Genomic DNA, 13,933 nt, shown 5'->3' with positions numbered 1-13,933 from the left:
ATAATCCCAACACCTTTCTATTTGTAAAGAAATTCAAAATATTTTATTTAAACTCACTAAGTATTATTTTATTTTCAATTTCTGGAGAATTACTATCAATAAATAAACCTCCCATTTTTTTTCGAGTATAATAATACAATACCCCCTTTGAATAATTCATACGAACTACAGCACTAAATGGATAATGATGCTCTAATAACACTTTATTTTTTCCATCTAAATCTGTTTTGTAAAAACAATTTTGAGAATTATTTCTATACTCACCCCACCCAGTGCTCTCCCATTTTAAGTAATATAAATTTTCACCATCTGTATCTAACTTTCTAATATTTGTATCAATTTGTATACTGGAACTTGTATCCAAGTCTAATCTATATAAAGTATCATTTTTACCATGAAAATAAAATAAATATTTATCAGTTATTTTGGCATTATTAAATGTTAAATAATCTAGGTTTAAAATCTTTTCTTTTTGTGTACCATCATGTTTTGCTTTGTATAAGCTCGAGTTATATTTTCCTTTTTCTATCCATAAAAAATAATTCTTGTTACACAATACGCCTTTGTCCTCATCATTAGATTTAAATAATCCACCACTATAACTTGCACATTCTATATTCATATCTATTCTATTGCTTCCATCCAAATTAATCCTATATATTCTTAAATTACTCAGAACAGTGTTATAACCTGTGGTAAAGAATACAATATCATCAACTACACAAAAATCTACTACTGGAGTATCATCGGCAACTAATAATTGCTCCTCGCTTCCATCTATTCTACTTCTATATAAACTATTTATGTTTTTATACCATTTTCCTTTACTATCTTGCTTACAGGTAAGTTCTTTCATCATCTCAATTGATTCATCCACATAAAACAGTCGTTCTTTTATATACACCTTCCAATCAAGGTCTTTTAAATATTGTGGTTTAATTTCGCCTTCATAAATAATGCCTTTTGAATTTGAAACTTTTAAAGAAATAGGGCTATCACTTTTTAGAATACAATCCTCTATTATAATGTTTTTCTCATCTAAATCAATATCAATTTTACTATTTATAACCAAAACGGGATTTGATATACCTATATATTTAATATCATTTTTACTTAAAGGAAGATAGAATTTCTCATCACAGAGATATATTGTTTTAGCATTTTCATCTAACAAGTCTGATAATTCCTCTTGATTAAATGCTACTACATTAACATTTCTTATAATATCTTCATTTTCAGTAAACTGTTTAAGTTTAGTAATTTTACTATTCCTTTTTTCAATGTTTTCTATATCAATATCGTTTTCCTCAATATATTCAATATCAAATATTTCACAAATCTTTTTTTTAAAGTCTAAGCTTGAGCTATTTAACTCTCCAACTTGTATTGCTTCACTTTCATAATATCTGTCATTTAGCCATGTTATTAATTTTCCACTGATAAAGTAGTTTACCACTTTTTCTAGATTAAAATTTTCTCTTAATTCTTCTAAAGTTCTAACCATTACTCCGTTATCCATCTCTAAAGGAAATTTAATTTTCTTCGACATTATTCATGCACCTCCGCATATATTGTAACAATTTTTTTTGCTTCATTTATAATCTTCTTTTTTACTTCCTGTGGCTTTATTATTTGTACTAACTCTATCGGTTGACTCATTATCCATTTTATAAATCCATCCTCAAATACATTTAGCGTTACACTTACTGTATCAGCTTTAATCTCTACAATATTGGCATTTCTAAATTTATCATGTATGTATGAGTAAAACTCTTTTTTACACGAAATAAGAACCTCTATAAATTCACCCCCATACATTTGAGTAATCCCTTTTGAATAAGTCTCCATATACTCAGCTGCACGTTGCCTCTCATCCATTCTTTGACTTCGAACAACAGAGAACGAATAAATTCTGTCTAGTCGAAAATATGCTGGATATTGCTTATTGCTTGTCTGCAAAAATGCTATTAAATACAAATACCCCAAGTCATATTTTATTGCACATGGAATTACTTCTCTTTCAACTACCTCTCCACCCATTTTTATATAGTTTATTTTGATAACAGATTTATTGGATATGATGGTTACCAAGTCACCATGCATCTTAAGGATTGCTTTTTTATGAAGAGGTTCATCATACTTCTTTATACATTCTTTTTCATGTAATACCATTTTACCTACATTTTCAGCATTCCCTGCCAAATGTGTGAGCAATCCATCCATTTCATCAGCCCGAAGTGCACCAGTATCTAATAACACTCTTTCAATAAACATATACTCCATAGTTTCCAGTGCTTTTCTTTGTGGACCTGCAAAGTAATAAAGATTTTCCTGCCTATCATAAATTAACTCTTCATTACAGAACAGCTCACTTAAGTATAATCGCACATCCTCTATATCCCTATCAAATGTTCTAGGCAAACTATCTGTCTCCATACAAAAGCTAAGTTTATTGACTTTTTCTCCTTGTATCAGCTTTGAGTATAACAAAAGCAACCTTGTTATCTTGTCCATCAAATCACCCTTAAACTCTATTACTTTCTTGCTACATTCTCATTATACCATGCTACAACGTCAAAATATGACGTTGTTATACTTAGTATGAAATTTTTTTATAAATAGTAAAAATCGACCTATAAGCCTATATAAACCCAAAAGGTGCTCCTCTTTTCTAACTTTATTTACATCTCCACCTTAACTTCCACCCCAGACTTAAATTCTACCGTAATCTTATCCTCATACACCATAATTTTTCCAATCAATCTCCTTATCAGTTGCTCATCACAATCATTAATAAGCATTGGTTGCTCCTTTAGAAAAGCTGTCATATCAAGAATTCTTTGGCTTGTAGTTTTCTTTTCTGCCGCTTCAGCTAAAGCATTATGCTTTTCTTCTAGCAATCTATAAATATCATTATAATCTTCTTTGGAATTAGCGAGTCTTAGCAATTACATTTGTAAATCTTCTAATTTTTTTATTTATATCAGCTACAGAGTTGCTATCTTATTTATTAATAACCATTTCAATATTCTTGCCTAAAACATCTAAAAAGTCTTCCTTCTGGCACAACACCTCATCTTTAAATGTATCTGTTTACTTTTTCATTCTCACTTATTTTAATTACTTAGTTATCCTTCAACTTCATGACTCACAATACTAAAAAATGTTTAGGTTCCGAACCATTCTTGGATGTAAAGCTAATATCGATTCTGAGACTACAATGCAAATTATAGCATTAGAGTGCTATCATACAGTTAAATTATAAAAAATTCCCTACCTATTTTTTATGTTAGGGATTTTTTATGTGTTCAAACGGTCAGATAAACCGCTTTTTCACAAGTTGAAAAATGCTTCAAATATTTCAAAATACTGAAAGACAACCGTAATATGGCTGTTTTTCGGCTTTTTATGACGGCCGATAAGTAGTTAATAGTTGGTTAATGTGTTGTCAGAAATAATTTTTCAAATCAATCCTGTGCCTTGCTCAATATGGAGTATAAAACTTAAACGACAGGAGGTTTCTATATGACTATTAACCAGGAAAATTTGCTCACTAACGGCAGATGTCCGTACTGCGGTATGCGACCCATCGTTGGCGAAGGTCGTCACATTGGATTATCGACGACTCAAATTGAGGGTATACTCAGACATTACAATGCTCCTCAACCTAAGATTACCCAGCAGCAGTATTGCCATCAAGAAAAAATTGGGCTTAAGAGTTATTGGCGCATCACTCACCTTCGATTGAAACACCCGAATGATAGGGCGAAAGTAATTGCAATAGCTAATTCTATTGGGTTTGACATCGTGCATTCGAAGGCTTGCACGCATTGTAAGGAGGTAAAGATATGATATTAGTACGAAATAACCATTTTACCACCTTACAGAACCATAATTTAACCATTATAAAAATTATGGTTCTTGTCAAAACTCTTGCGATACAAGGGTTTCAGCAAATCAATAACCATAATACTATTTGGTTTTACTTCTTTATTAATAAAAGAAAAAAATTATATAGCGTTATCACAAATGGTTATGAAAATATCTCTCGGTATAGTTGCAATTCACAGTTTTCCTCGATATTGCTGGCAAAAGAGGTGCAACTAACAGTATTAAAAATGGTTACAAAAAAATTAGAAATGGTTGCATATACAAACCAAAGGAGGAAATAAAGTGGACAAACTTAAACTAATTGAGGCTGAAAAAGCCTTTTATATAAAGCACTTTGGAGGTGCCCAAAATCAATCTTTGCAGAAAATCACTACAAAGAAAAATGGTGATTTGACTAGCACCGGTGATTCAAACCGTGGAAAATTGCGCCGAATGCTTGACGAAGACGGTTATGAAAACCTCATCACTCATTTGAAGACTGAGTTTAAAAACACTATTGCTATTACTCAAGGTGGTATTATTACTAATCTTGATGCTTTAAAAGATTATCTGGCTGCTCTCGAAACTGACCGAACTACTAAGTCTGCTACCGACGAACTTGATATGAACCGTGCTGAATGGCTTGCCGCTCAAATCCTTGCAAACACTGAAATCGTGATAGAGGTTACTCCAAGGTCGGCTCTCAATCGTACAGATACCCCTTCGGAGGAAATTCGATTCGTTGAAAACAATATGGCAGTTGCGGCATGTACGAGTCCAGATAACGGTATGCCCATAACACTTGAAACATTTTTAACAGGTGCCGGTGCATATTCTTGCATGGCCGAAGTGAAAGCCTTGCTGAAAGCTTCAGCTCCTAAAATTAGTAGTGAATATAACGAATGGCGAACGAGAGTACCGATGGCCAACGGCATATATGACATCAAAACCGGGGTTCTGCACCCATATCCAGGCAAGGAAGCAAAAGTGCAAGACCGACTTATCCCTTATAGGATAGAACTTAACTATGTTCCTAACGGACAGCTTACGGGTAAACCAGCCGAATTGCTTGAAAAAGTCTTTTTGAGAAGAAAACAGCTCATTGATGTATTCTGTTGTTTTCTTGGCATAGGTATGTCGACATGGCTTGGTGCTCAGGTATGCTTAATTCTCAAAGGAGAGGGTGCAAGCAATGGTAAGTCCACAATTACGGGACTGGCTCCACACCTTGTTGGAAAAAACTATATAGCAAAAGAACAGCTTAAAGATATATTTGCCAAAGAACACGGAAAAACAAATCTTGCGTTCAAACTCATAAATGTGTGCGATGACTTAAACGAGGATTCCATCCGAAATCAGGGTGATTTCAACAGTTTGGTTACAGATGAACATTTGCGTATTGCTCCAAAAGGACAAGACCAATATTATGTTCCGAATTGGCTCACCTGCATATATAACGGAAATGTTATACCTCGCATTGGGTCGGCGGCAGGAGCAAATGGCGTACTTAGACGTATCGTTGTCTTACCTATGGATGCTAAGTTTTCTATCGACTGTACTGAAGATGACTACGATACTGGTGTCTTTATGTGTGACCCAGGTGCAATTGACTGTGAGTATGAAAAGGAAGAAATTGAGCAGCTTGCATCTTATTGTCTGTCGCTTCTTACAAAGGAATTTAACAAGAGGGGTTCTGTAATTGACATACATATACCCGAAATCAGAGATGAACTCAAAGCTTATTATGCAGACCTCGATAGTGTGTTCTTTTACCTTGATGAGAATGGTTTTATAAATGACCCAGCGAAACTTGATAGAAAGCCTGTGGCTGACGTTTATGCCGAGTATGTATCTTTTGTTGGTTCTGGTGGTAAGCCACTTGCTATAAAAGGTTTCGGTAAGCGCCTGCGTAACCTACTGCCTGACTTCGAAGTAAAGGCTATCAAAGGTGATAAATGCTATATTTGGAAAGGAGATAAAAAAGATGAGTAAACTCTATAAAACAGGAGACTTAGTTGTAGACGGTTCACCCGTATACATTGACCCAAACAATCTTCCTTCTGACATTATACAACTCTATAAATACTACCAAGTACATGACTTTTTAACTGGCTGTCTGTTGCCTCTCTCTATGATAAGCGACAGACTGCCGAAACCGGCACTTGACTACACAAAGGCCTTTCCAGACTATAAAGTCGGAATTGTCGATATTGAAGTATTCCCTAACTGGTGGTGTGTTGTTTTATCTAACGCCGATGGTGTGCATGTCTTTAGGTCAGATATGCGCTTGGATAACATCAAACTCAAGAGATTTTTAAGCAATCATGACTTCATTATGGGGTACAATATTAAAGAATTTGATGCCCCTCTGCTTAAAATGATGACGGAAGGCTGCTCAACTTATAAAATTTACGATGCAACCTGTAAAATCATCAATGACCGCATTCCGGGTTGGAAAGTTCTTAGTGATGCTTGTGACTCTTGGGTTGACTTCGGAGTTGCTGAACTTATGCCAGTTCGTGAGGCTGGCGGTGAATCAGTTGCACTTAAATATATTGAGGCAATCACAGGTGAACGAGTATTCGAATGTGACGTACCATTTGATAAGGAAGAATTATCTGAAGACGAAAAAGCAAGGATTATTGAATACTGCAAATATGATGTTGAAGCAACTGAGAGTATTATATTTCCAACTCGTAAGTCTTCCGTTGAAGCTGAAATCACATTGGCTAAAATGTGCTCTGATATCGATGGGAAACGTTGGCAAGACTATCTTAAGAAGTCCAGCAATTCCAAATCCGCCATCATTTTAGGTTTTGATGACAAAGACTATTCAAACGATGAATGGGAACAAAAGGAACTTCTAATCGGGCTTGCAAAGCGTTTTAAACCTCAGAAAAAAGACTTCAAAGAAGTTTACAAATGGTTTGCAGAACAAGTCGCCGAGATAAAAGAATTTGTAACTCTCAATAGTGGAAACTATGAAGAAATAAAGGCAGAAATACGCAAACGCAAGAAAGATGTAACTCTTGATAATGGCTGTATTATAACTTTCGGTCTTGGCGGACAACATGGTGCTTTTGAGCGATACATTAAAGCAAGTGATGTTTGGGACTCTGATGTGTCCTCAATGTACCCAAGCATTATGACTGAGTACGGGTTAATGTCGCGCCGAATGAAGTACCCAGAAAAATTAAAGATGATGACTTTAAATCGAATAGAAATGAAGACAAAAAATCCACAGGCTGCTGATGCTTATAAAATTATTCTCGTTTCGGTTTTTGGAGCAATGGGCAATCGTGGAGGACAATTATACGACCCTAAGATGATGCGTAGTGTCTGTATTACAGGGCAGCTTGCACTTCTAAAGCTGGTTGAAATGCTTGAACCTTATGTTTACATACTTAATACAAATACTGACGGTATATTCTTCACAGTTCCTAATAAATCAGATTGGGACAAGGTTATAGAACTTCATACAGAATGGCAGCGAATTACAGGTTTGCAGCTTGAAATTAACGGGAGGCCACAAGTTGACTGGAAAGACGCAAAAGCGTTTTCTGAAATGCACCAATTTGACGTCAATAATTATATTCTATGCAAGACCGAGGGAGGTGAAATAACCAACAAAGGTATAAAAACATCAGGTATTGCTGGACCATTTTCAAGAGGCAAGGTTAAGTTGCAGAAGTATGACGGCAGGATTATCAAGCAAGCGATTGTTGCGTATTTGGCAAAAGGTATACCTATCGAAGACACTATATGTAGCTGCGAAGATGCTCGTGAGTTTATGTTCGTATGTAAATCAACTAACCAAGTGTTTAGGGATGGTAAAGAAATCAGGGAACGCATTCTGCGTTTTGCTCGTGTTATAGAAGGAGGAAGTAGATTCACAAGAAATACGGCTAAGGCTATAACCTCAATTCCAAACGCCGCTTCAGGTGCAGAATTGTTCCATTACAATTTGAATGAGCTATCACCTAAAGAACACAAAGCAATTATTGCTCGCTTGGATTTAGATTATTACATAGAACTTGCAGAGATGAAACTGTCGGGAATTACATTTGACAGGACAAACTATAAAGGCACATTTAAAGAGTTTTTAGCCCACTACCCCAAGTTTTCACCACTGGCCGACGATGCAAACCGCCCAATTTACCGAGTAAATGACCCAGCATCATGGCAGCTTTGGGATGGAGCGTTCCCGACAGTTATGCTTCCGCATGGCCATGTATGGGCAGTTGACATTGACAAGTGCCTGAAAACAGAGTCGCAAGGTAAGGCCTGGAAAGAACTTCTCCCAGGCAAATGGATTTCACCAAAACTTTTTAAATGGCTTGAGACACTTGATTGCTATACTGAGCTTTCAGCTGGTGGCTTTGGTATTCACTGTATAACACTTGCAAAGGCTGCAGACATCCCTAAAAAGGTTGGTACAGCTCAAATTGATGGTTTCAATATTGAACTGTTTAATGTTGCACAAAGCAATCACTCAATCACCATTACAGGTAAGCGTATAGAGTGTTTCAGTGACAGAATAGACTATAAAACATCAACTATAAAGAAGCTATTAAATACTCTAGCTGACAGCAAGACAAAGGACATATTCGAAGGGAGGCGACAACCGCCTGCAGACAAAGTAAAACGACATAATCTAATGATTGCAATTGCAAATGGTGCAGTGTGTGCGTGGGAAGAAGGTCAACAGCGCTATCCAGCAATACTTGCTTCATTATATTGCTTAAAAATGAATGGCTTCTCAGTAGAGGAACGCAAGACTGCAGCACAATGGTTGTTCGCAAATTGCGACTATATGGGCAGTGAACACGCATTGAATAGAGATACACTATTAAAATCGATTGAAAGGTAGGTAAAAATAATGTCATTAAAACATAGTATTTTAGAATTGGATATCATCGACTACAGTGAAGATGTTTACAGAATACCACCCGTTCGCGTTAATACCTTGTTTCCAGAACCTTCAAGGTTGGAGGATTTGTTGCTTATTGACCCATTCAAATCAATGCTGATTGATTGGGTTGAGGACCTCGACGAGATGCCCGCAGCCGTGTTATTACACGGACCAGCGGGTTGCGGCAAGACAACTGTTGCTCGTATAATTTCACAGATGAATGAATTTATAATGTATGATGATTGGCAACAGAGCTTTGGCCTTGAGCGAGATAATTGTAAAATATTATACTTGAATGGTTCGCAAATCAGACAAACTGGTGTTGCGTCGTTAAAAAAAGCATTGGATATTTATATGACTGCAACGGCTTCATGTGCAAGAACACTTCTTATTATTGATGAATCACACGATTTAACTGAAGTAGCCGTTAATTTGCTAAAACAAGCAACAGAAATGAATGCAGTCCGAACCAGACTACATGGGCAGGGTGGGAACATTCTACTTCTCTCAACACAGGCAGTAATAGGAGATGCACAATTGATGACTCGCGTTTTCCCGATAGATTGTGGAAAATTCGATGCTAATCAGTTGATGAAGTATACTTTAAAGTGCTTGAATGATGCTGGTGTTTTGTATGAAGAAAAGGAAGTTCGTGCACTTTGGGATAAAACTGGTTCCCCTCGTGGATTTCTAAATATGTTAAATCCGATAGCAAAACACTCGTTGAAGCATGGAACTAAAATGGACTTGAAATCAATATTATGACTTAAATGAAGGGACACACAGCCGTCCTTGAAATACCCTCGGTAGTTCCAGCTAGTATTCAGTAAAGGCGGGAATCCGTATGCCGGTTTCCCGCCTCAATTAAATGCTGCTCTATCTTATGCTATTTTCCAGTTTACACAAAATGCTGGTTCTGACCCTATACTTAAAAGTATAAACTAATAAATTACAATACAGTTTGCATCTACAAAATCCTTAACACAGTTCTCTATTGACTGGTTGAGACAAGCAACAAATTCTGCTGTAGGACTAATATTGGGAGCATTAAAATATTTATCCTGTGTATATTCAAGCATGTCCTTGAATCTATCATACTGATAAGAGAATCCTTTGTTCTTCCCAAAACCATTCTTATATGCCTCGTCACCAATCAATTCTGCAACCTCACGTCCTAAGTTCTGATTAGTTATCAAATACTGAACAAAATCATCACAGAACTTAGTTCTTTCTAAAACATCAGGCACGAAGCTGGCGGCATCAATCTGTAATCTGTTTCTAAAGGTCATCGCATAATTACGAATTTCCTGCACAAACTTTGTTTCAATGTTATTGAAGCCATACTCGTTTGCTACTACATATGACTTATGCACTGTTCCAGAGTTGCGCCACTTTCTAGTGCTGGCTCTCACAGTTGATGCATACAGTTTAAGACCTTTGCACTCTACAACCAAGTTGTTATATAAGCTACTTATATCTTGTTTTGAGACATTAGTCAAGTCCACAGTAATGCATTTCTCAATACCTTCGATTACCCTCGGTCTTGGTCCAAACTTAGCCTGTTCACACAGAACATCTTCAAGAAGATGCTTCATAGCCTCCGGATAAACAAACCCTTTACTTTCCAATTCATCTTCCATTTTGTTTTCAGGGTCAGTCAGAATAGCCGCACGATTAATGCTAATTAAACGTGGCTTCTTCTTTGAGTTATTGGAGCTAAGGCTACTCTTTAAACTACTTATCAAAACATCCTGGTCAGTAATGGCATACTCTAACTTCTGCTTCCAATCAACACTTCCTCTACCTCTACTGAATTTTCCAGTGTCACTTCTCTGCTGACTATATGTCTTTAGGTATTCGTCCCAATGAGTATAAATGATATATATCTCGACATCCCTGTTAGCATCCTGAAGCATCGTTCGGATAGCTTCGTATCCGTCCTTTACGGTATCAGTAATGTATGAGTTAATAACCAAAATCAGCTTGTTACTATGGTATTCTGAAAGCATATCGATAATTCTCTCAGATTCTTCTTTAGCCGTAACACCTGTAGAATGGAATAAACCTTGTGTGTCAATCAGGCGTAAACATCTAATCGGCTGTCCATCATGCTCTGATACAATTAAAAGGTCACTATCTTCTACATTGAAAATGTAGTCATCACCTCTAAATATTAAAGAAATATCAGACAAGAGGTATTCCTTAGAACCATCTTCACTCTTTAAGAGTGTTTCTGTAATGCTGCTATCCTTGTCTTCTTCACCTAAGACAATAATAATATGACTATTCCCTTCTGAATCTACCTCAACATCAGCACCATTCTTAGAAATATCATCCTTAAGTGCTGTAACATCACGATTTACCAAATCAACGATAATTTTCCAAAACTCTTCAATAAGACTTGTAAACATTTGTTTACTTGACAAAAGTTCAATGAAAATCTTTACACCATTCTGACCTTTATTTGTTTTTTTAGCCACCATCTCATTATAGACAGTCATAACATCATCAATTGCAAACCTATTTAGAATCTCAGCTATGGCGTCAAAATCACTATCTGACATTTCTTTGATTTTATAAGCAAGAGACTCATTAGCTGGGTGATTTAAGCCATTCTGAAACGTCTTGATAATCTTATTTCTGTAAAAGTCAATATTTCGATTTTTATTATAATCCTTTGCTGCGGAATAAAGAATATTACCAATAAATTCGTTGTCATCATTGCAATCAGCTATTGTTTTACGACCAAGTTTAGCCATGACTACAAGTTTATCTTCTGGAATACCTTCATAATCTGTTGCGATAATCTCAACCTCTGATGTACTTCCTTTCCCATCTGCCTCACGAATACTAAGAAGCTCCTGTACTCCCGAATTCTTCGCCAAGGCTGCCATCATTGTTGACTTACCACTCTCTGTAGTCCCTGTGGAAACAATCGGATTACCCTTTCCTAGTACTACTACAACTGCAGCCTTAATTTCTTCAATACTGTTTTGTACCATGCTATTTCCCTCCTATTTGGATAAAATTTGCATAAAAAAACTCTTCTGATTCATCAGAAGAGTTAATGTCAAATATAGAAAAATGCACGGCTACAATATATATTAACACCTTGCAAAAATTCATAATATTAAACACATATCCATCCTGATGCATCATACACCACTCAATATCTATGAGCAATGCTGCAAAGATTTTTTATGTATATCTCATTATACATTATATTAATTAGAATGTCTATTAGAATTTTTACTTTTTCTACCAGTATGCTGAATAAACACCTGAGTCTTCAGATGTCATTATGTCTATACTATTAACTAATAAAAACTCAAGAAACACAAAATGTGAGACACTTCGATTTGAATCAGTCATATTGATTTCACGTCTATACCGACTTCTTTTTCAATCCTCTTACGGGTCATTTCTACCCGATTTTCATCCTTGTCACAGGCAATCACCTTGCGTTTCTTCTTTAAAGCAGCTACAGCTGTCGTCCCTGATCCGCAAAAAACATCAAGTACGCAATCTCCAGGCCGACTGAAACGCTCGATTAGCGTCTCAAACACTTGTAATGGTTGTGCGTGCCTAAGTAGTTCTTTCTCGGCTTTATCAGCAGGGGCATACACAAGGTCATCCACCATGTTTTCTGGATTTTCCGAGAGCTTTTCAACTACTTCTATGGGCTGTGTATGTGGAGGCACCTCTTTTTCTGATATTTCTATAGGTGCTCGTACAATGTCATACGCCATATCTCCTGTATATTCTGACTTTACAAACATTAGAATTGGTTTCCAACCTGTTGTTAAACGTTTCTTATATAAGAATGGTGAACCGTGAGGTGTAATACAAGCAAGCGTCCAATGATATTTCAAATGTTTGCTTAATTGTGAAATTTGGTCAGGTAAATAGCTTTGACCTACCATACATAGTAATACTCCACCTTTGCGTAAAACGCGATTTGCAACTCGCCCTAAATCTACAAAAAGAGGTACGCTCCCACGGTCATACGGTGCATCTGTGAGCAATAAATCAACACTATTGTCATTCACTTGCGGGAGTCCTTGCTTAATATCAGCTACAAATAATGTACAGGCATCTTCACCAAGCTCCACATACAGATTATTACGAGCAGCCTTCGCTTCCTTAAATATCAGTCTTTGTGCATACACAGGGCTCTTCAATTTCTTCGCTTCCATCATATCAAGTACTCCATCGGCTTTAATAGCACGTTTGCCATGCTCGCTTAAATTTTCAAGAATACGTGGATTTTTTTTCAAATACGGATGCTTTCTCCATGTCTCTTCGCTTGTGTTCATCTGGTCAATAAGACCGGTGTTTTTCATTTCTTCCTTGATTTTTAGTACAGTTACGTGTGAACCTCCACAAATCCGAGCTATGCCTCTACTAGAAAGCGAAGGGTCTTCTTTTATGCAATTTTCTATTTGTGAACGGCGTTCTTTCCTTGTAAGCTGGTGTTTTGGCTTGTTCATACAATCATCTCCTATTTATGTGTTGCTATTATAGCACACCTTCAACGTTTTGTCCCTATCTTTTATTCTTGGCCGATAAGCTATGCTACCTTGGCCGGTTAGATGCTTTTTTCTTGGCAGTAAGAATTCAGATTTGCAGAATGTGTGCCTATCATAAAACAGACCATAAATGAACAAGAAAGGAGTGATATGAATATGAGTTCATCTGAGTGTAAAAAAATGCGTAAGTACTGGGAAAATATGATGTCAGGAAGGTGTTATACGAAAGGAGAGTTTGATAGCAGAACAAAACAGCTTGTGTTAGCAACACGTAAAGGCAACTATTTTAGTCCAGACCATTGTTATTTTGCGTTGGTTCAGCAACTACCCTATGGTACTTGCTATGTAGATTGTGAGTGAAAACAGCTATAGTACAGTTACAAATGCAGTTTTCAAAAAAATAAATTTAATTAAAAGGAGGTGTAAGTTTATGAGTATGATACAGACCGGAGAATGGCGTGCTGTTTGTGCAACTGATGTAAGATGTATAGCATCCAGCAAAGCTATACAGGATGCTAGGGAAGTGCTTAGAAGTAAAGAGGATGTGCTTAGTAAGCTACAAATTAAGTCTAAACCAGCCTTTTAGAAGCGGAACCGATGCGCTATACTTAAGGAACTTTAA

Annotated in this window: 11 protein-coding genes; 6 read left to right on the top strand and 5 right to left on the bottom strand. The window is 36.4% G+C overall.

The features are described from left to right. Positions 1-43: 43 nt before the first annotated feature. The 3 genes from HBE96_RS23365 to HBE96_RS23355 all read right to left on the bottom strand — a co-directional run bounded on the left by HBE96_RS23365 (position 44) and on the right by HBE96_RS23355 (position 2,948). Positions 44-1,549: a DUF5050 domain-containing protein gene (locus tag HBE96_RS23365; protein WP_169300100.1), complete on the bottom strand. Its 1,506-nt coding sequence runs from the start codon at positions 1,547-1,549 to the stop codon at positions 44-46. Next, the gene (locus tag HBE96_RS23360) at positions 1,549-2,514 is read right to left on the bottom strand and encodes a helix-turn-helix transcriptional regulator (protein ID WP_169300099.1); all 966 of its coding nucleotides are present in this window, start codon (positions 2,512-2,514) and stop codon (positions 1,549-1,551) included. Before HBE96_RS23360 ends, HBE96_RS23365 begins: the two co-directional genes overlap by 1 nt. Before the next feature lie 167 nt (positions 2,515-2,681). After that, the gene (locus HBE96_RS23355; protein WP_169300098.1) at positions 2,682-2,948 is read right to left on the bottom strand and encodes a resolvase; all 267 of its coding nucleotides are present in this window, start codon (positions 2,946-2,948) and stop codon (positions 2,682-2,684) included. A gap of 900 nt (positions 2,949-3,848) precedes the next feature. On the opposite strand from HBE96_RS23355, the gene HBE96_RS23350 reads away from it, so the two are divergent. From HBE96_RS23350 to HBE96_RS23335, 4 genes are read left to right on the top strand one after another with little or no spacing between them, the layout of a single operon-like run. Further along, on the top strand, positions 3,849-4,172 hold the full coding sequence (locus HBE96_RS23350) for a hypothetical protein (RefSeq protein WP_169300097.1): 324 nt from the start codon (positions 3,849-3,851) through the stop codon (positions 4,170-4,172). 1 nt (position 4,173) lies between these two features. Then, positions 4,174-5,862, top strand: coding sequence for a DUF5906 domain-containing protein (locus HBE96_RS26895; protein WP_169300096.1), 1,689 nt, complete (start codon positions 4,174-4,176; stop codon positions 5,860-5,862). After that, on the top strand, positions 5,855-8,740 hold the full coding sequence (locus HBE96_RS23340; protein WP_169300095.1) for a DNA polymerase domain-containing protein: 2,886 nt from the start codon (positions 5,855-5,857) through the stop codon (positions 8,738-8,740). The genes HBE96_RS26895 and HBE96_RS23340 overlap by 8 nt, the downstream gene beginning before the upstream one ends. A 9-nt stretch (positions 8,741-8,749) precedes the next feature. Next, on the top strand, positions 8,750-9,547 hold the full coding sequence (locus tag HBE96_RS23335; protein ID WP_169300094.1) for an AAA family ATPase: 798 nt from the start codon (positions 8,750-8,752) through the stop codon (positions 9,545-9,547). Between the two features lie 176 nt (positions 9,548-9,723). On the opposite strand, the gene HBE96_RS23330 is transcribed toward HBE96_RS23335, so the two are convergent. Beyond that, complete coding sequence (locus HBE96_RS23330) at positions 9,724-11,784, bottom strand: hypothetical protein (RefSeq protein ID WP_169300093.1); 2,061 nt, start codon at positions 11,782-11,784, stop codon at positions 9,724-9,726. A gap of 366 nt (positions 11,785-12,150) precedes the next feature. Then, a complete protein-coding gene (locus tag HBE96_RS23325; protein ID WP_169300092.1) occupies positions 12,151-13,272 on the bottom strand; it encodes a DNA-methyltransferase in 1,122 nt (373 codons plus the stop codon). Positions 13,273-13,467: 195 nt separating this feature from the next. Here HBE96_RS23325 and HBE96_RS23320 point away from each other — a divergent pair, with 195 nt between their 5' ends. Together HBE96_RS23320 and HBE96_RS23315 are read left to right on the top strand one after the other, a co-directional pair. After that, positions 13,468-13,671 carry a hypothetical protein gene (locus tag HBE96_RS23320; RefSeq protein ID WP_169300091.1) on the top strand — a complete coding sequence of 68 codons (204 nt, stop codon included), beginning with the start codon at positions 13,468-13,470 and terminating at the stop codon, positions 13,669-13,671. Between the two features lie 70 nt (positions 13,672-13,741). Beyond that, on the top strand, positions 13,742-13,897 hold the full coding sequence (locus HBE96_RS23315; protein ID WP_169300090.1) for a hypothetical protein: 156 nt from the start codon (positions 13,742-13,744) through the stop codon (positions 13,895-13,897). The last annotated feature ends 36 nt before the right edge of the window (positions 13,898-13,933 follow it).

The organism is Clostridium muellerianum (genome assembly GCF_012926525.1).
Lineage (GTDB): Bacteria > Bacillota > Clostridia > Clostridiales > Clostridiaceae > Clostridium_AM > Clostridium_AM muellerianum.
The sequence above is the reverse complement of the archived record's forward strand: the minus strand, read 5'-3'. Positions and strand labels throughout refer to the sequence as shown.